At 33.7% G+C, this 19,922-nt stretch carries 14 protein-coding genes; all 14 read left to right on the forward strand.

Translation table 11 applies throughout. From position 1 onward, the window contains the following. Window positions 1-14: 14 nt before the first annotated feature. The 14 genes from ACI5KZ_RS00075 to ACI5KZ_RS00140 all read left to right on the forward strand — a co-directional run bounded on the left by ACI5KZ_RS00075 (window position 15) and on the right by ACI5KZ_RS00140 (window position 19,857). Entirely contained in the window at window positions 15-287 is a 273-nt protein-coding gene (locus tag ACI5KZ_RS00075) for a helix-turn-helix domain-containing protein (RefSeq protein ID WP_406846519.1), read from the forward strand. Beyond that, window positions 274-1,182 carry a BT4734/BF3469 family protein gene (locus ACI5KZ_RS00080; RefSeq protein WP_406846520.1) on the forward strand — a complete coding sequence of 303 codons (909 nt, stop codon included), beginning with the start codon at window positions 274-276 and terminating at the stop codon, window positions 1,180-1,182. Before ACI5KZ_RS00075 ends, ACI5KZ_RS00080 begins: the two co-directional genes overlap by 14 nt. Further along, window positions 1,179-2,918: a DUF3987 domain-containing protein gene (locus ACI5KZ_RS00085; RefSeq protein ID WP_406846521.1), complete on the forward strand. Its 1,740-nt coding sequence runs from the start codon at window positions 1,179-1,181 to the stop codon at window positions 2,916-2,918. Before ACI5KZ_RS00080 ends, ACI5KZ_RS00085 begins: the two co-directional genes overlap by 4 nt. A 163-nt stretch (window positions 2,919-3,081) precedes the next feature. Beyond that, window positions 3,082-3,375, forward strand: coding sequence for a helix-turn-helix domain-containing protein (locus tag ACI5KZ_RS00090; protein ID WP_406846522.1), 294 nt, complete (start codon window positions 3,082-3,084; stop codon window positions 3,373-3,375). Between the two features lie 20 nt (window positions 3,376-3,395). Beyond that, entirely contained in the window at window positions 3,396-5,459 is a 2,064-nt protein-coding gene (locus ACI5KZ_RS00095) for a Piwi domain-containing protein (protein ID WP_406846523.1), read from the forward strand. Between the two features lie 58 nt (window positions 5,460-5,517). Then, a complete protein-coding gene (locus tag ACI5KZ_RS00100; RefSeq protein WP_027879789.1) occupies window positions 5,518-5,829 on the forward strand; it encodes a DUF6660 family protein in 312 nt (103 codons plus the stop codon). A gap of 117 nt (window positions 5,830-5,946) precedes the next feature. After that, complete coding sequence (locus tag ACI5KZ_RS00105; RefSeq protein ID WP_406846524.1) at window positions 5,947-10,281, forward strand: CusA/CzcA family heavy metal efflux RND transporter; 4,335 nt, start codon at window positions 5,947-5,949, stop codon at window positions 10,279-10,281. 4 nt (window positions 10,282-10,285) lie between these two features. After that, window positions 10,286-11,491, forward strand: coding sequence for an efflux RND transporter periplasmic adaptor subunit (locus tag ACI5KZ_RS00110; protein WP_072349414.1), 1,206 nt, complete (start codon window positions 10,286-10,288; stop codon window positions 11,489-11,491). A gap of 2 nt (window positions 11,492-11,493) precedes the next feature. After that, the gene (locus ACI5KZ_RS00115) at window positions 11,494-11,907 is read left to right on the forward strand and encodes a Fur family transcriptional regulator (protein WP_072349413.1); all 414 of its coding nucleotides are present in this window, start codon (window positions 11,494-11,496) and stop codon (window positions 11,905-11,907) included. A 56-nt stretch (window positions 11,908-11,963) separates the two neighbouring features. Next, complete coding sequence (locus ACI5KZ_RS00120) at window positions 11,964-12,326, forward strand: DUF3703 domain-containing protein (RefSeq protein WP_013622781.1); 363 nt, start codon at window positions 11,964-11,966, stop codon at window positions 12,324-12,326. Then, the gene (locus ACI5KZ_RS00125; RefSeq protein ID WP_406846525.1) at window positions 12,323-14,272 is read left to right on the forward strand and encodes a heavy metal translocating P-type ATPase; all 1,950 of its coding nucleotides are present in this window, start codon (window positions 12,323-12,325) and stop codon (window positions 14,270-14,272) included. The genes ACI5KZ_RS00120 and ACI5KZ_RS00125 overlap by 4 nt, the downstream gene beginning before the upstream one ends. A 74-nt stretch (window positions 14,273-14,346) precedes the next feature. Continuing rightward, entirely contained in the window at window positions 14,347-14,760 is a 414-nt protein-coding gene (locus ACI5KZ_RS00130; protein ID WP_226742850.1) for an HYC_CC_PP family protein, read from the forward strand. Between the two features lie 109 nt (window positions 14,761-14,869). After that, a complete protein-coding gene (locus ACI5KZ_RS00135; RefSeq protein ID WP_406846526.1) occupies window positions 14,870-18,622 on the forward strand; it encodes an efflux RND transporter permease subunit in 3,753 nt (1,250 codons plus the stop codon). Beyond that, window positions 18,619-19,857, forward strand: coding sequence for a TolC family protein (locus tag ACI5KZ_RS00140; RefSeq protein ID WP_406846527.1), 1,239 nt, complete (start codon window positions 18,619-18,621; stop codon window positions 19,855-19,857). Before ACI5KZ_RS00135 ends, ACI5KZ_RS00140 begins: the two co-directional genes overlap by 4 nt. Window positions 19,858-19,922 lie beyond the last annotated feature (65 nt).

A 19,922-nucleotide genomic window follows, 5' to 3' on the forward strand; every position in this document is an offset into this window, starting at 1 on the left:
TAATCGATTTACTCTTGGCACTCTCACAAGAGATTAAGGATTTAAAAGCACGTATCGAATTAATAAGAGCTACGAGAGCAGAACGCTTAAAAGATACGTGGATTGACAATCAGGACGTAATGCAAACGCTACATATTAGCCAACGGACTTTGCAAACATTCCGTTCAAATGGTACGCTTCCATACAGCAAGATACAAGGTAAATTTTATTACAAAGTATCTGATATAGAGGAACTATTACAAAGCAATTATTATAACCCAAATTTTAAATGCGATGGAAATAAGTAAAGAAAGCATTTTAAAGAAAACGCATTACGGGTTAAATATTTATGCTTATGTATTAAGGCAGTATTATCCTAAAACAACAGTCCTTTCCTTAAAAGGAAGGGACTGTGGGGTAACCCGCAATCCTTTTAACGGAGGTAAATCAACATTACAAATTAATGTTTTAGACAATAAAGCGGTGCATTACGATACAGAATTAACCGATTTTAAAGGCGACGTGTTCGATTTTGCATCCTATCATTTTAAACTTATCGAAGAAGAAGAATTGCTACTTAAAATTAATGAGGTAATGAATCTAAACTTTGAAGTTAAAAAAGAAGATGAATTATCCTGGTTAGATGAACCCGATGATACTTGGTATGCTTACAGCAGTTTTTATAAAGCACCAATTAGAAATGTTTTTCCAACCGAAAAAGTAAGGTTATATCAAATATTTGAGCGTATTACAAGCGATAAGTATAAAAGTATCACAGAGCAATTTAGAGCGATTAAAGACCCAAAAGAAGCACGAAAATTTAAAGCAAATCATTTTGATTATGTAACATTTTCAGGCGTGTTTTCTAAACGAAATGATGCTAGCTTAATTGAGCATTCATCATTATTGACAATCGATTTTGACCATTTGCAGAATCTTGAAGAACTAAAACAACAATTATTGAACGATGAATATTTTGAAACCGAATTGTTGTTTACATCACCTTCAGGAGAAGGTTTAAAATGGATAATTAGAATCGATGTATCTAAAGTGTCACACAACGAATATTTTATTGCGGTGGCCAATTACATAAAACAAACATATAACATAGAGGTTGACCAATCAGGTAAAGATATTTCCAGAGCGTGTTTTTTATCCCACGATCCATTGGCATACCTACATAAAAGACATCAAAAGATATGACAAAGATATTCAACCCGAAAGATTGGTTAGCTGTTCCAGAGCAAAAAGAAGTACCTAAAAAACCAATCAACAACAACCCAACAACATTTGTTGTAAATGATATTGAAACATATATTAACGCTTTAGAACAATCAGGTATCGATATTACTGATACTTATGAAAAGTGGCGTGATATTGGTTTTGCTATTTCAGAGGAATACGGAGAAGCTGGACGTGATTACTATCATAGAATTAGCAGAAATTATTCTGGTTACGACCATAAAGAATGTGACGAACAGTATAACAAGTGTTTACAAGCAAAAGGACACGGTATAAGTATAGCAACCTTATACCACCATTTGCATCAAGTTGGAATTAAACCAAAACAGCAACAACAAGTTGTTGAAGTGTTGCAACAGACAGAGGAAGAAAAACTGCCGTTGCCAACAATTCCAACAACGGTTTACAATAACATTCCAACATTTTTGCAACAAATAGTACAACCATCAAGCAGTAATGAAGAACGAGATATTTTGTTGTTGGGAGCGTTAACAGCGTTTAGTGCTTGTTTTCCAAAATTGTTTGGCGTGTACGACCAACGTAAAGTGTTTAGCAACTTGTATTTATTTGTTACAGCACCGGCTTCAGCAGGAAAAGGAAGATTAAACCAAATTAAAAATTTGGTAAATCCTGTTCACAAACAAAAACGCGAACAATCCAAAACCCTAAAACAACAGCATCAGGTTGAAATGGCTACTTATAATATGAATAAGGGCAAAAGTGAAACTATGGAAAAACCGAGTAAACCACCTGAAAGAATGTTGTTTATTCCGGCTAACAATAGTGTAACAGGTGTTTATCAATTAATATCTGACAATGAAGGTAGAGGGTTAATTTTTGAAACCGAAGGTGATACATTAGCACAAGCCTTTAAAAGTGATTATGGTAATTATTCCGATGGTTTTCGTAAAGCTTTCCACCACGAAACCATTAGTTATTATCGTAGAACCGATAGAGAATATGTAGATATTGAAAAACCTTGTTTGTCAACGGTGTTATCTGGTACACCAAAACAAATTCAAGCATTGGTTCCAAGTGCTGAAAATGGGTTGTTTAGTCGTTTTATGTTTTATTATATGAATATCAAACCTACTTGGAAGAACGTTTTTCAAACCGATACAACCAATGGTTTAGATGAATATTACGACCAATTAGGAAAAGAATTTTTTGAGCTATATAAAACTTTAAAAAACAACCGACCTATTGAAGTAAGGCTAACAACAGAGCAACAACAAAAATTCAATATGTTTTTTGAAAAGCTACAAACCAAATATCTTAATCTACAACCAGATGATTATATAGCAACCGTAAGACGTTTAGGTTTAGTTTCATTTAGAATTATGATGTTATTTTCTGTGTTTCGCATTATGGAAGATGGCGATGTCAACCAAGTTAGACATTGTGAGGATATAGATTTTGATAATACGTTAGAAATGATAAGTGTATTAGTAAAGCACAGTAGTAAGGTGTTTAACGATTTACCTATTGAACAAAAAGAAGTAAAAAGAGCCAATCGTAAAGAACGTTTTTTAGAAGCACTACCTTATCAATTTTCAAGACAAGATTACCTAAATATAGCCGACAAAAACAAGATTCCTCATAAAACAGCAGAAGGCTATATTACTAAATTTGTCGATGCTGGTTTAATACATAGGGAAGCACATAACAATTATACAAATCCCACAAAAGCACAATAAGGATTTTGAGGATTTTAAGGAAACGAGGATTTATAAAAATACTTTATATCCTCAAATCCTTAACTTCCTCATTTCCTGTTTATAATTGTTAATATCTTTTTGTTAGTTCTTATTTTCTTTTTCTTACATTAGACAAATATTGACAAGTCAAAATATCCCCAAAATGACGTTTGGAGAATACATCAGAGAAATACGAGAAGAAAAGCAATTATTGTTAAGAGAAGTTGCTTCTCAAATGAATATTGATACTGCACTTTTAAGTAAAATTGAACGTAGTACTCGTATAGCTCGTAAAGAACAAGTTGAAGCATTAGCTAAAGCATTAAAGCAAAACAAAAGCGAATTACTTCAATATTGGTTAGCAGATAAAATTGTCTTTATGTTAAAAGAAGAAAAAAACATTACGGAAATCCTCAAAATTGTAGAACAAAAAATTAATAGATTGAGCAAGAAGTAGAATTAATAAACCCAAGTCTTATGAGTCAGGAACTTTATTTTAATATCATAACATTTGATTTACCAGACAAACCAATAACTTTTTATTTAAGTAAAGAGAAAATTGGTAATGCTCAAAAGTTGTATAAAACAAAGTTCCCAACCAATATAGAAGATTTGTTTCCTGTTATAAAAGAAGAAAATCCTGATTTTATCTACACATCATTTATTTATGAAAAAGAAGGTTATTTGCCTTTAAAACTCAATCTAAAAGAACAACCAACCGACTTAATAAAGCATTACTATAATTGGCGAATCAAAAAATTCTTTAAAAGCATAAAAAAACTTGTTGGTCAAAACTTTGTGAATGATAATCAAATTTGGATAGGTAATAGATCATATCAAAATAAAAGTTTTGCACAGTATTATAAGTTTACTGTCAAAGTACAAATTAAAGAAGTTAGTGAATATGGTGAGTTAGTTATTTCTTATGATGGTATGGCCAAAGTGTTTAAAAAACCTATTTCTGAAATTATAAAACATACCTCAACAACAAATCTTAATAAAGTTGTATATAAAATGAGGTTATTAAAATATCATAAGGAAAAGGAATTTATTGATGATAACACAAAGGCTTTTGCCATTTTGAATAACGATTTACGAACAGCTTTTAATATTCAACCAGAACCAAAAGATGAGTCCAATAAATATATTGGTTATAAACACAAAATCGATAAGTTTATTCAACATTTCATTTTAAGTGATGAATTTAAGAAAGTTATCCCTGTAAATAATGATGATTACCTGCCAGTAGAAATAAATCGCATTGGTGAAGTAACTGATGAAAGTAATGATTTATTGTTCCAAAATGGTGTTGGTAGAAATCCCAAAATAGATTTTAAGAACTTAAAACCTTTAAATCCTTGTCAGTTAGATAATGTGCATTTCTTCTTTATACATCATACAAGTTATGCTAAAGAAGTAGAAGCATTGCAAAAATTATTGGAAGATGGTACAAGTTGGTATAAAGGTTTAAACATTTATGCAGGTGTTTTAGCACATTTCGATAATGATGTCAATATAGTATTTGATGATTTAGAAAATCCATTACCTCAAATTTCACAAGGTATAAAAGACTTTAAATCAGACCCTAACATTAATTACGTTGCTATTTATTTAAGCCCTTTTAACAAGCACGAACCTAATCTTGAAAAAAAGTTAGTGTATTACAAGGTTAAAGAACAGCTATTATATAAAAGAATAATATCTCAAGTAATAGAGTTTGATAGATTTAGAAGAAACCAACATAAATTTATTTACGATTTAACCAATATATCATTAGCCTTATTAGCAAAATTAGATGGTACACCTTGGCAACTTAATGTAAAACCAAAAAATGAATTGGTAATTGGTGTTGGTGCTTTTAAAAATACCGAAGAAAACATTCGTTATGTAGCAAGTGCATTCAGTTTTAAAAACAATGGAAGGTTCAATGAATTTCATTATTTCAGTAAATCAGATGTTAAACAATTAGGCAATGCTTTAAGTGATGCTATTTGGCAATATGTTCCAACGAATAAGTCACCCGAAAAAATAGTGATTCACTTTTATAAGGATATGAAGGATGAAGAAATACAACCTGTTTTAGAAATGATGGATAAACTTCAATTGCCTTGTCCTCTTTTTGTTCTTAATATTAATAAAACTAAATCACAAGATATTATTGCTTTTGACCAAAATTGGAATGGTGAGTTAATTCCAATGAGTGGCACATATATAAATATTGGCCCTAAAGGAGAATATAAATATTTACTCTTTAATAATTTGAGGTATAACAATACTGTAAAATACCCAAGTCATTCAAGTTATTCATTTCCAATAAAACTTAAAATATCAAGTCCTACACCAGAGGCTTTAAATGATAGTAAAATGATTAGAAAGCTAATAGAGCAAGTGTATCAATTTAGTAGGCTATATTGGAAATCCTTACGTCAACAAAACGTACCAATAACAATTAAATATCCTGAAATGGTTGCAGAAATAGCACCTCGTTTTGAAAGCAAGGAAATACCACCTTTTGGTCAAGAAACCTTATGGTTTTTATAATCCGAAGCCTTTTTTCTTTGCACAACCATTGCATTAAAAAATTCTTATATTTGCCTTAATGAAATTTTTAGCATTCATATTGTCAATCTATATCTTCACACTAAATTTAGTGCCTTGTGAAGATACAGGTACTTTTGACAATGAAGTTAAAAAAAAAATTTCTCAAGATTTAGGTGATAACCACCAACATCAAGATGCAGATTTATGTTCCCCATTTTGTATTTGCCAATGTTGCCATATAAACGCAACTTATTTCAAATTCGCAGAAATAAAATTTGAGTTTAAATACATTTCTTCTCAAGATTTTCTCTACTTAAACGGTATAAAAAAAGATTTTACCACTTCCATTTTACAGCCACCACAGGCATAATTCAGTTTTTTAAAGGATAGCTATATCCTTACGCAATGCTTTTTAACAAAAGCATTGCTTCGCTTTTATTTTGCGCGAAGCGCAAAATGATATGTTTAACTGAATTAAAATTTTACTATGATTAATAAAATCATTGATTTTTCAATCAATAACAAATTCATTATTGGTTTGCTTACGCTTACCATAATTGGAGCAGGTATTTGGAGTATGACCAAAGTGCCAATAGATGCTGTTCCAGACATTACCAATAACCAAGTACAGGTTATTACACAAGCACCCAATTTAGGTACAGAAGATATTGAACAGATTGTAACCTATCCTATTGAGGTGGCAATGAGCAACCTTCCCGATGTACAGGAAATTAGGTCTATTTCTCGTTTTGGCTTATCGGTTGTTACCATCGTATTCGACGATGATATGGGAACATATCTGCCACGTCAATTAGTAGCAGAAAAACTAAACGAAGTTAAAGAACAAATACCGAGTGGTTTTGGCGAACCAACAATGGGACCCATTTCCACGGGATTGGGAGAGATTTACCAATACACTTTAAAAGTAGCACCAGAGTATAAAGACAAATACGACATTGCAGATTTACGCTCAATGCAGGATTGGATTGTACAACGTCAAATGGCAATGGTAGAAGGTGTGGTTGAGGTTAACGCCATAGGCGGTAAAATTAAACAATACGAAGTCGCGGTTGACCCAAACGATTTAAACGCAATTGGATTGACCATTACAGATGTCTTTAATGCACTTGAAGCCAATAATCAAAATACAGGTGGTGCATATATTGAAAAGAACCATCAGGCTAATTTTATTCGTGGAGAAGGCTTGGTACGGAGTTTAGAAGACATTAAAAAAATTACGGTAAAAACCGTTAATAATATTCCTGTAACTATTAATGATATTGCAACTGTGCAATTCGGTTCTGCCATACGTTACGGTGCATTAACCCAAGATGGTGAAGGTGAAGTTGTAGGTGGATTGGTGATGATGCTAAAAGGTGCAAATTCCAATGATGTTATTGCCAATGTAAAAGAGCGAATGGCTCAAATTGAAAAGTCATTACCTGAAGGTGTAATTATTGAACCCTTATTAGACCGAAGTAAATTAATTGGAGAAACAACTTCTACTGTAACCACAAATCTTATTGAAGGTGCATTGATAGTTATTTTTGTGCTTATCTTCTTATTGGGTAATTGGCGAGGTGGTTTAATCGTTGCTTCAACAATACCATTATCCTTATTATTCGCTTTTATTTTAATGAACGTGTTCGATGTTTGGGTAAACTTAATGAGTTTGGGAGCAATAGATTTCGGTATTATAGTTGATGGCGCTGTAATTATTGTAGAAAGTACAGTATTTCTCATTGCATCACAAGTACTAAAAAAGAAACAGCTTACATCCAAAGAGCGAGATAAAGTGGCGTCTAATGCTTCAAAAAAGATGATGAACGCTGCGTTTTTCGGTCAGTTGATTATCCTTATCGTTTTTCTACCCATTTTAGCCTTACAAGGTATTGAAGGAAAGATGTTTAAACCAATGGCATTGACCTTTATTTTTGCTATGATTGGTGCAATGGTACTGTGTTTAACCTATGTGCCAATGATGTCTGCTTTAGTGTTAAGAGCACCAAAAAATGATAAAAAATCTTATGGAGATAGATTTGTACATTGGGTTGAAGACAAATATCAACCTTTATTGGTTAGAGCCTTGCGAAAAGGTAAATGGGTAATTGGTATTGCAGTTGTGTTGTTTGGGATAACCGTTTTTATGTTTTCAAGAATGGGTGGTGAATTTATCCCGCAACTCGATGAAGGTGATATTGCATTTCACGCAATATTAAAACCAGGTAGCTCACTTACAGAAACTATTGAAACTACGACCAAAATAGAACAAATAGTAAAAGCCAAATTTCCAGAAGTCGAAAAAATTGTGAGTCGTATTGGTGTTGCTGAAATACCAACCGACCCAATGCCAATGGATTTAGCTGATGTTTTTGTTATTCTGAAACCTAAAAGCGAATGGACAACAGCAGAGACAAAAGATGAATTGATTGAGAAAATGAAAGAAGCGGTTGAAATCGTTCCTGGTGTTAATTATGAATTTACTCAACCTATCGAAATGCGTTTTAATGAGTTGCTTGAAGGTGTGCGTGAAGATATTGCCATTAAACTCTATGGTGAAGACATTGACATACTATCCCAAAAAGCTGAAGAAATATCTAAAATTATTGCAGGTACTGAAGGTATTGGAGATATGAAAGCGGAAGCCACAACGGGTTTACCACAAATGACCATCAATTACAACCGGAATAAATTAGCACAATACGGACTTCAAATAAATACGCTCAATCAAACCGTACAATCTGCATTTGCAGGTGGTACAGCAGGTGTGATTTTTGAAGGTGAAAAACGCTTCGATTTAGTGGTGCGTTTAAGTTCTCAAAACCGAAAGGATATAACAGATGTTCAAAACCTGTACATCAATTTACCTTCAGGTGCTCAAATTCCTTTACGTGAAATTGCAGATGTAAGCTACAAAGCAGGACCAATGCAAATAAGTAGAGACAATACCAACAGAAGAACCTATGTAGGTATCAATGTCAGAGGTCGAGATGTAAAATCTTTAGTAACTGAAATAAAATCAAAATTAGATGCACAATTGGAACTACCATCGGGTTATTTTATTCGCTATGGTGGTGCATTTGAAAATCTGGAACGTGCCAGCAACCGATTACAAACCGTTGTTCCTATCGCCTTATTACTCATATTTATACTAATATACTTTGCATTAAAATCACTACCTCAAACCTTAATGATTTATATAGCCATCCCAATGGCAACTATTGGTGGTGTAGTAGCCTTATGGTTGCGTGATATGCCATTTAGTATTTCGGCAGGTGTTGGTTTTATTGTGTTGTTTGGTGTTGCGGTATTAAATGGATTGGTAATGATAAGCGGACTCAACGAATTAAAAGAAGAAGGTGTAACCAATCTAAAGGATAGAATAGTTGAAGGTACTAAACGAAGAATCAGACCTATTATGCTAACTGCTTTTACAGATGTATTAGGCTTTCTACCAATGGCTATTTCATCATCAGCTGGTGCAGAAGTACAACGTCCTTTGGCAACTGTAGTTATTGGTGGATTATTAACTTCAACTTTGCTTACCTTATTTGTTTTACCAATTTTATATCATTGGGTAGAAAACAAATCTTTTACGTTTAAGCCAAATAAAAAGTTAGTAACAGCAACAGCAGTTGTATTATTACTATTTGGCTTTTCACCACAAAGTAATGCACAAGAGTTGAATGATACAATTCCCGAAATTTCATTACAGGAAGCTATAAAACTCTCAAAAAGTAATTATCCATTGCTCAAACAAAAGCAGTTGGAAATTACAAAACAAGAGCAATTAAAAGTGACTGCCTATAATTTCGGAACGACTCAAATTTTCACAGGTGGAGAAGAAATTGATAGTGGCAATGGCATCTACACAACTATTGGTATTGGTCAATCCAATATCGATGTATTTGGTATTGGTTCAAAAAGGAAGTTACAAGAACAACGCATTCAGTTAGCACAAAAAGCCTTTCAACTTTCCGAATTGGAATTGGAATTAGAAGTCAAAAAGGCGTGGTCAAAATGCTATCAAATGAAACGAAACTATGATTTGTATAAGGAATTGGATTCCATTTATTCCAAATTTGAACAAGCAGTAGCTTTAAATTATGAAGTCGAAGCCATTTCTAAATTAGAATATTCGGCAGCAAAAAATCAAGCGTTTCAAATTAAAAATAAAAAAGCGCAAGCCTATAGTGATTACCTTATTGCCTTACAGCAATTCAATTTGTGGTTGGTATCAGAAGAAATTTTTACAGTTTCAGATGAATTTGAGGTAGCGATAGATAGTGATATGGAAACGATTAGTATTGAAAACCATCCGTTGTACAGTATGTCGCAGAACATTGTAGATGAAGCGGAAGCTAAATATAAAGCTGCAAAAGCAGATAATTTGCCAAAGTTCAATCTTCAAGGTGGTATACAGAAAGTAAATGGCAATTCAGGGTTTTACACGTATCAAGCAGGTATTTCCATTCCGTTTTTATCAGGTACTAACAAAGCACAAATTAGAAGTTCCAAAATTGATAAAGAAATAGCAGAAACCAATGTAGCGTTCAAAAAACAGGAAGTACAATCAAGGTTTGTTCAGGCTAAAGAAAACTATATAAAATGGAAAACATCTTGGGAGTTTTACAAAGACCAAGTTTTACCATTAACAAAAGAGCAAAAAACAGGTGCATTACTGGCGTACAGAGAAGGCGAAATAGATTATACTGCATTTACGCAGTTGATAAAAGAAGCCATTCAATCGGAACTTGAAGCACAGACTGCATTAGTAAACTATTTAGAAAGCACATTTCAATTACAATATTTTAATCAATAAGACAATGAAAAATAAAATATATAAAATTCTTACCGTAATGGTGTTAACCATTTTTGTTTCAGCTTGCGGAAATAAAGAAAATCATAACGAGAATGATGGTCATTCCCACGATGAGGAAGAAAAAACAGAAGTTGACGAAGAACATAATGAAAGCGAAGAAGTAATGCTATCACAACAGCAATTCGATGCTTTAAAAATGAAAATAGATACGTTGGCATTACGTAATATGAGCGGCTATGTAGAGGCAAACGGAACGTTAGAAGTACTACCACAAAACGAAGCAGCTATTACTACTGTTGTTGGTGCAAATGTCGTTTCAATTGAAGTGATTGAAGGTGATAAGGTTAATAAAGGTCAAGTTGTGGCTTATCTATCGCACCCAAATATCATACAAGCGCAAACGGATTATTTAAACGCTTATAGCAATAGCGAGCTTGCAAAGAAAAATTATGAACGTCAACAAAAATTATACGATGCTGGTGTTGGTTCTGGTGCTAATTTCCAGAAAGCAGAAGCAGAATATCAAGCATCAAAAGCAATGGTTAATGGTTTAGAAGCGCAATTAAGAATACTCAACGTTAACACTACATCAGTTCGCAATGGAACAATTGCACAGCGCATAGCATTGCGAAGTCCAATAGAAGGCTTTGTGCAAAAAGTTGAAGTAAAAACAGGTCAATATGTAGAGCCACAAACCGAATTATTTGAAATTGTAAATACGCATCACGTTCACGCCGATTTTATGGTCTTTGAAAAAGATGTCCATAAAGTACAGAAGGGTCAAAGAGTAAACTTTACGGTACAATCTATACCAGATACAGAACTTACCGCAGAAATCTATTCCGTAAGCATAACCTTTGAGGACAACCCAAAAGCAGTTCACGTTCACGCAGAAATAGAAAACAAAAAAGGTAATTTAATTCCTGGTATGTATATTCAAGGTAAAATTCAAGTAGATAATACCCAAACAAAAGCTTTACCAGAAAGTGCAATTATAAAAGAAGGCGAAAGATATTATGTGTTTTCAGTAGAAAAAGAAAATGACGATTGGAGCTTTAAACCTATCGAAGTTGTGTTAGGTACTAAAGATGGTGATTGGGTATCGGTTCAATTTATTGAAGATATAGAAAGTAACACACAATTTGCCTATAACAATGCTTATTACCTTAACGCAGAAATGAAAAAAGGAGAAGCAGAACACGAACATTAATTATGCAGACAATAGAACAATTATTAGAGTCAAAACAAATTCGTATTACAGCAATGCGTTTGCTTATATATAAGTTTCTTGCAGAAAAAGAAATAGCAGTAACATTAAGTGACATTGAAAATGCTTTTGAAAAAGCAGATAGAACTACCTTATACAGAACTATTAAAACATTTGAAGATAAAGGAATAGTCCATCAAATAGACGATGGCACAGGGATAACAAAATATGCGTTATGCGAAGAGGGATGTAATTGTGATATTAAAAACGATTTGCATTTACATTTTCATTGTAATAATTGCAATGAAACCATTTGCTTAACAGAACATAAAATACCTCAAATAAAAGTGCCAGATGGTTTTGTGTCAGAGAATGTAAATTTGGTGGTAAAAGGTATTTGCGATAAGTGTAGTGTCTAATTATTGCACTTCCATTGCACTTACTATTAAAGTACATTTATCCAAAATTAGAGGATATGAAGTTTAATACTAAAATACCTAAACATCTAAAACAGGCGTATAACCAAGAATTAAAACAATACAGTTTCTGTTTAGAAAATAAGCAGTTTGGTAATGCTTGGTATCATTTAGAACGTAGTCATATAATAGGACAATCTTATCCTATAGAACATACCTATTCACATTGGCTTATGCTAAAGTTTGGATTTAGACAAAAAGATACGAAAGAAGTAATAGGTCAAATAATTAGGTTGCTTGTGGGTGGCTGGAAATCATTTATAAATCACGTTCCACTTGGTAATACTGGTGGAGCAAACGTGCCACCATTAAAACGAATGCCTATTCCCAATGACATTGAAAAATTATTAGATATTAAATGAAAAAAAAGAAAGTCAATTTAAGAGATTTAAAACCAAATTCAGAAGTGCAACACACGCATAATGATGGTCATAATCACGGTAATGGAAGTGCATTCAAAACCTACGTGCCTGCAATAATAAGTTTTACAATGCTTATCATTGGTATAGGTTTAGATTATTTTGATGTTTCATTCTTTAAGGATTGGATTCGTATTGCTTGGTATGGTATTGCATATCTTCCTGTAGGGTTTCCTGTTGTAAAAGAGGGTTGGATTAGTATTAAAAAAGGTGATGTTTTTACAGAGTTCTTTTTAATGTCTATAGCAACCATTGGTGCATTTGTTATTGGTGAATATCCCGAAGGTGTTGCAGTAATGCTATTTTATGCAGTAGGCGAATTATTTCAAAGTGCTGCTGTAAATCGTGCAAAAGGAAATATAAAAGCATTATTAGATGTTAGACCTAAAGAAGCCAATGTATTTCGTGAGGGAGATTATAAAAGTGTTTCGCCTGAAGTTGTCAATATTGGAGAGAAAATTCAAATTCGTGTAGGTGAAAAAATTCCATTGGATGGCATTTTATTATCCGAAAAAGCATCTTTAAATACAGCTGCGTTAACAGGAGAAAGCAAACCAGATTCCATTCAAAAAGAAGCAAAGGTTTACGCGGGTAGTATTAATTTGGAAAGCGTTATTGAAGTTGAGGTAACCAATAAGTTTGAAGACAGTTCTATTGCGAGAATATTAGACTTGGTTCAAAATGCAACAGCACGTAAATCTAAAACAGAATTATTCATCAGACAGTTTGCTCGTATCTACACACCAATTGTAGTGTTTTTAGCTATTGGTGTTACTTTTATACCTTACTTTTTTGTAGATGATTATGTGTTTAGAGATTGGTTATACAGAGCATTAATTTTCTTGGTAATATCTTGTCCTTGTGCGTTAGTGATTTCAATTCCATTAGGATATTTCGGTGGATTGGGAGCAGCTTCAAAAAATGGAATCTTATTTAAAGGTGCTTCATTTTTAGATGCAATGACCAAGATAAATACTTTGGTAATGGACAAAACAGGAACCGTAACTAAAGGTGTTTTTAAAATCAAAGAAGTAAAAGCAATTGATTGGAAAGAAACCGAATTTATGCAATATTTAATGGCGATGGAAGAACAATCCACGCATCCAATTGCTAAAGCAATTTTAGAGTATAAATCAGAAGGAGAAGATTTTGAAGCTCAAGACGTTTCTGAAATTGCAGGTAAAGGATTAAAAGGAATTGTAAATGGTAAAACAGTTTTAGTAGGAAATAAAGCCTTAATGACTGCGGATAATATAAATGTTCCAACGGAAACGGAATCTATTGTAGAATCGATAGTATTAGTTGCAATCGATAATCAATTTGCAGGTTATGTAGTCATAGCAGATGAATTAAAGGAAGATGCAAAAGAAACAATTACAGCATTACACAAAGTAGGCATTAAAAATATTATGATGCTTTCTGGTGATAAAGATTCCATTACTCAACAAGTCGCTAAAGAACTAAATATTGAAAATGCTAAAGGTGGTTTATTACCAGAAGATAAGTTAAACGAAGTTGAAATTTTAAAAAAGAATCCTGAAAATAAAGTAGCATTTATAGGGGATGGTATAAACGATGCGCCTGTTTTAGCAGCAAGTAACGTTGGAATTGCAATGGGTGGTTTGGGTAGTGATGTAGCTATTGAAACAGCAGACGTTATCATTCAAACCGACCAACCTTCAAAAGTAGTTAGAGCCATTAAAATAAGTCGTTCTACAAGAAAAATTGTTTGGCAAAATATCATTTTAGCGTTTGGAGTTAAAGTTATTGTCTTGATATTAGGAGCAGGTGGTTTAGCCACAATGTGGGAAGCTGTTTTTGCAGATGTAGGAGTAGCATTATTAGCAATTTTAAATGCAGTTCGATTGCAGAAAATGAAATGGGATTAAGCAGATTAATCAATTAAACTTCTGTTAAACAAAATCAATAGTTGTTAAAATTTTTTATACCTTTGCAAATAGATATGAAGCAATTTTTCCATAAAATAATGTCTTTAGCAATGGCTTTTGTAGTGTTATTCTCTACAATGTCATTTACTGTGAATATGCATTATTGCGGAGATACGTTAGTAGAAACTGCTATTTTTCATAAAGCCAAAGGGTGCGGAATGGAAATGGAAAAGCCTTCAACCGAAGGATGTTCTATTACCAAGAAAAATTGTTGTGATGATAAACAATTAGCAATTGAAGGTCAAGACGAATTACAATTGCAAGTTGACAAAATCACATTTGAACAACAAGTATTTTTAGCTTCATTTGTTTACACTTACATTAACCTTTTTGAAGGTTTAGAAAATAACGTTTCTACTTACGAAGAATATAAACCGCCACTCGTCATAAGGCAACTCTACAAGATTGACGAAACATACTTAATTTGATTTTTAAACAATAGACTTTTTTATCCTATGACTGCAATGTCGTAAGGATAATTCGCTGTATTCGGTGTTGTCGTAACACCAATGTCTAACTGTTTAATAATCAAAGCCAATGCTCAATAAAAGCATCAAATTTTTAATAGAAAACAAACTCGTAGCAGTTCTGCTACTCGTCCTTTTTGTAGGATGGGGAACGGTTAATGCACCTTTCAATAGGGATACTGGTTTCTTACCAAGTAATCCAGTTGCTGTAGATGCCATACCAGATATAGGCGAAAACCAACAAATCGTTTTTACCAAATGGGATGGACGTTCGCCACAAGATATAGAAGACCAAATTACCTATCCATTAACCACATCATTATTGGGTATTCCTGGAGTAAAAACCATTCGTAGTTCCTCTATGTTTGGCTTTTCAAGTATCTATATCATTTTTGAAGAGGATATAGAATTTTACTGGAGTAGAAGTCGTATTCTCGAAAAACTCAATTCCTTACCAAGTGGATTATTGCCAGAAGGTGTTAATCCTGCTTTAGGTCCAGATGCCACAGGGTTAGGACAAATTTTTTGGTACACTCTTGAAGGTCGTGACGAAAACGGAAATGTTACTGGTGGTTGGGATTTACAGGAATTACGAAGTATTCAAGATTACTATGTGAAATATGCGCTATCCTCTGCAAGTGGTGTTTCGGAAGTCGCTTCTATCGGAGGTTATGTTCAAGAGTATCAAGTGGATGTCAATCCAGAATTGATGCGACAATACAATATCGGTTTAAATCAAGTCGTAAAAGCTGTTAAGGAAAGTAACAGGGATATTGGAGCGCAAACTCTTGAAATTAACCAAGCCGAATATTTAGTACGTGGTTTGGGGTATGTTAAATCTGTTTCAGACATCGAAAACGCAGTAGTCACTTCCGAAGACTATACTTCTATTAAGATAAAGGACATTGGAAAAGTCTCTTTAGGTCCTGCAACACGACGTGGGATTTTGGATAAAGAAGGTGCTGAAGTTGTTGGTGCGGTTGTGGTAGCTCGTTATGGTGCAAACCCAATGGAAGTCATCAATAATGTGAAAGAGAAGATTAATGAATTAAGTGCAGGCTTACCTTCAAAAGTATTGGCAGATGGAAGAACGTCCCAAGTAACCATTGTGCCTTTTTATGACAGAACTGAACTCATACAGGAAACCCTTGGAACACTTAACGAAGCACTGACTTTAGAAATACTGATTACCATTTTGGTCATTATTGTAATGGTTTTTAATCTTCGTGCATCTATACTTATTTCAGGATTATTACCGGTAGCTGTGTTGATGGTGTTTATAGCCATGAAGTTCTTTGGTGTAGATGCAAATATTGTTGCTTTATCTGGTATTGCTATTGCTATTGGTACAATGGTCGACGTAGGTGTCATACTATCAGAAAACATTATAAGGCATTTGGATGAAAACGAAAATGTCATTCCGACAGAGCAAGGAACGAGCGACGAGGAATCTCATAAAAAGTTACCCATAAACACAGTAGTCTATAACGCAACAGCTGAAGTGTCTGGTGCAATCGTAACCGCAGTTATGACAACTATTATCAGTTTCATTCCTGTATTTACAATGATTGGAGCGGAAGGAAAACTATTCAGACCATTAGCTTTCACAAAGACTTTTGCATTAACAGCTTCTATAATAGTAGCGTTGTTTTTAATTCCACCGTTTGCTGCATTTTTATTCAGAAAGAAAAACATCAAAAACTCTTTTAAATATGTTTTAAATGGTGTTTTAATAGCATTGGGAATCGTAGCCATAGTCTATGGATATTGGTTAGGATTAATTTTAATTGCGTTTGGGATTACAGCATTTCTCAATCTTCAAAGTAAGATAACAGACAAGCAAGCTAATCTTATCAATATCATTATTTCGGTATCAGCTATTGTATTCTTGTTAGCCGAATATTGGAGACCATTAGGCGTTGATAAAAGCATTTTTTGGAATCTCATTTTTGTGAGTGTTATTTGCTTTGGTTTATTAGGTGTTTTCTCATTATTTATAAAATACTACACACGTATTTTAAGGTGGTGTTTAGATAATAAGTTATTGTTTTTATCTGTACCAACGGCTATTGTAATTGCAGGTTTTTTCATTATGAAAAATACAGGCAAAGAGTTTATGCCCTCATTAAATGAAGGCTCATTTCTACTAATGCCAACCTCGATGCCTCATTCTGGCGTGGAAGAAAATAAACGTGTTTTACAGCAATTGGATATGGCAGTAGCCAGTATTCCAGAGATTGAAACCGTAGTTGGTAAAGCAGGTAGAACAGAATCAGCGTTAGACCCAGCACCTTTGTCGATGTATGAAAATATCATTCAGTATAAACCAGAATATATGCTGAATGAAAACGGAGTACGCCAACGCTATAAAGTCAATGATGATGGTATGTATGAATTGAAAGATGGACGATTCATCGCAAATCCAAATACTATTGAAAATGTCACCTTGAGCGCAGTCGAAAGGTCTCAACTCATTCCAGACGATGATGGCGAGTTCTACCGTAATTGGCGACCAGAAATACAGTCACCGGACGATATTTGGAATGAAATTGTAAAAGTTACCAAATTGCCAGGCGTAACCTCTGCACCAAAGCTACAACCTATTGAAACCCGATTGGTAATGCTTCAAACAGGAATGAGAGCACCTATGGGAATTAAAGTAAAAGGTCAAGACTTAAAGCAGATTGAAGCGTTTGGTGTGCAATTAGAAAACATCATCAAGGAAGCTGAAGGTGTTAAAAAAGAAGCTGTTTTTGCAGACCGTATTGTTGGTAAACCCTATTTGTTAATTGATATTGATAGAGAGAAAATTGCACGTTATGGCATTTCGATACAAGATGTTCAAGATGTATTAAAAGTAGCAGTTGGTGGTATGGTCTTAACCCAAACGGTAGAAGGTCGAGAGCGATATGGTGTACGCGTACGATACCCAAGAGAATTACGAGCAAACCCAACAGACTTACAACAGATTTATGTACCAGTTGAAAAGGGTAGTCCTGTGCCTTTAAGCGAGTTGGCAACTATCCGATACGAACAAGGTCCACAAGTTATTAAAAGTGAAGACACCTTTTTAGTTGGCTATGTCTTATTTGATAAAATGGATGGTTTTGCAGAAGTAAGCGTTGTTGAAAATGCACAAGTACTAATCCAAGAAAAGATAGATTCTGGTGAGCTAATTGTACCAAAAGGAATCAACTATGCATTCACAGGAACATACGAAAATCAGTTGCGAGCCGAAAAAACCTTGTCGGTTGTTGTGCCTTTAGCATTAGCAATTATTTTCTTAATTCTGTATTTCCAATTCCGTTCTGTAGGTACGTCATTAATGGTATTTACAGGTATTGCAGTAGCATTTGCAGGTGGTTTTATTATGATTTGGTTGTATGGTCAAGGTTGGTTTTTAAACTTTAATTTCTTTGGTGAAAACCTACGCGATTTATTCCAGATGCACCCAATCAATTTAAGTGTAGCAGTTTGGGTTGGATTTATTGCGCTCTTCGGTATTGCAACAGATGATGGTGTAGTAATGGCAACTTATTTAACCCAAACATTCGATAGAAATACACCAGATAATAAAAAGGAAATTAGAGCATCCGTTGTTGAAGCAGGTGAAAAACGAATCAGACCGTGTTTAATGACTACAGCTACGACCATTTTAGCATTATTACCAGTATTAACCTCTACAGGTCGAGGAAGCGATATAATGATACCTATGGCAATACCAAGTTTTGGTGGAATGCTTATAGCCTTAATCACTTTGTTTGTTGTACCAGTATTGTATAGCTGGAAAGCAGAAGTTCAACTTAAAAGAACATCAAAATGAAATATAAATCAATACAAATAAAAATCGTCTTGGCTCTTGGCTCTTGTTTCTTGAGTCTTTTTGCGAACGCTCAACAATTAGAAATACTTATCGATGAAGCCTTAACAAACAATCCAGAAATTCAAAAGTTTGAGTTACAATACAAAAGAGCTTCCGAAAAGGTAAACGAGGTCAACACCATTCCTAATACCGAATTTGGTGTTGGTTATTTTGTGAGTGAGCCAGAAACACGAACAGGTGCACAACGCTTTAAAGTATCTGCTAAACAAATGTTACCGTGGTTTGGGACTATTACTTCGAGAGAAAATTACGTGAGTTCATTGGCAGATGCTAAATACGAAGACATTGTCATCGCAAAGCGAAAACTAATGGCTTCGGTATCACAATCCTATTATAATCTATACGCTAACAAAGCAAAGCAAGAGGTTTTAACTGAAAACATCAAACTATTAGAAACTTATGAAACGTTGGCATTAACTTCTGTTGAGGTTGGTAAAGCATCCGCAGTAGATGTGTTGCGATTGCAAATGCGTCAAAACGAAATGCAACAATTAAAAGATGTATTGCAACAACAGTTTTTAGCAGAACAAACTAACTTCAATAATCTATTGAATAGAGATAATGATGTTACCGTGAATGTGGTAGATAGCTTAATGATACCTTCAGAAGACTTTGATATTACTTCTGAAAATTTAGCATTACATCCTGAATTACTTAAATATGATAAACTCTATCAATCCATAGAGCAATCAGAATTATTGAATCAAAAAGAAAGCAGTCCTATGATTGGTTTTGGATTAGATTATATCAATGTTGCTGAAAGACCAAATATGGATTTCAGCGATAACGGAAAGGATATTGTAATGCCAATGGTTTCAGTTTCTATCCCAATTTTTAATAAGAAATATAAATCGCAAACCAAACAAAATGAGTTACAACAGCAGGAAATTACTGCTCAAAAACAGGAACGTTTAAATACTTTGGAAACGCTTTTAGACAAAGCGATTAACGAACGCATTTCTGCAAGAATAAGTTATAATACCCAAACCAAAAATTTAAAACAAGCCAAAGACGCGGAAGATATTTTAATGAAAAGCTACGAAACAGGAACGATAGATTTTAATGATGTTTTGGATATTCAAGAGTTGCAGCTAAAGTTTCAAATGAACCAAATTGAATCTGTGAGAACCTATTATGTGCAGACCACGATTGTTAATTATTTAACTAATAGATAAAATGAAAAAGCAAATAAAATGTGTAGTTATATTCTTTGGAATACTGCCAACTTATTTCATATTCG

Origin of the sequence: Xanthomarina sp. GH4-25 (assembly GCF_045363175.1) — a bacterium.
GTDB lineage: Bacteria > Bacteroidota > Bacteroidia > Flavobacteriales > Flavobacteriaceae > Xanthomarina.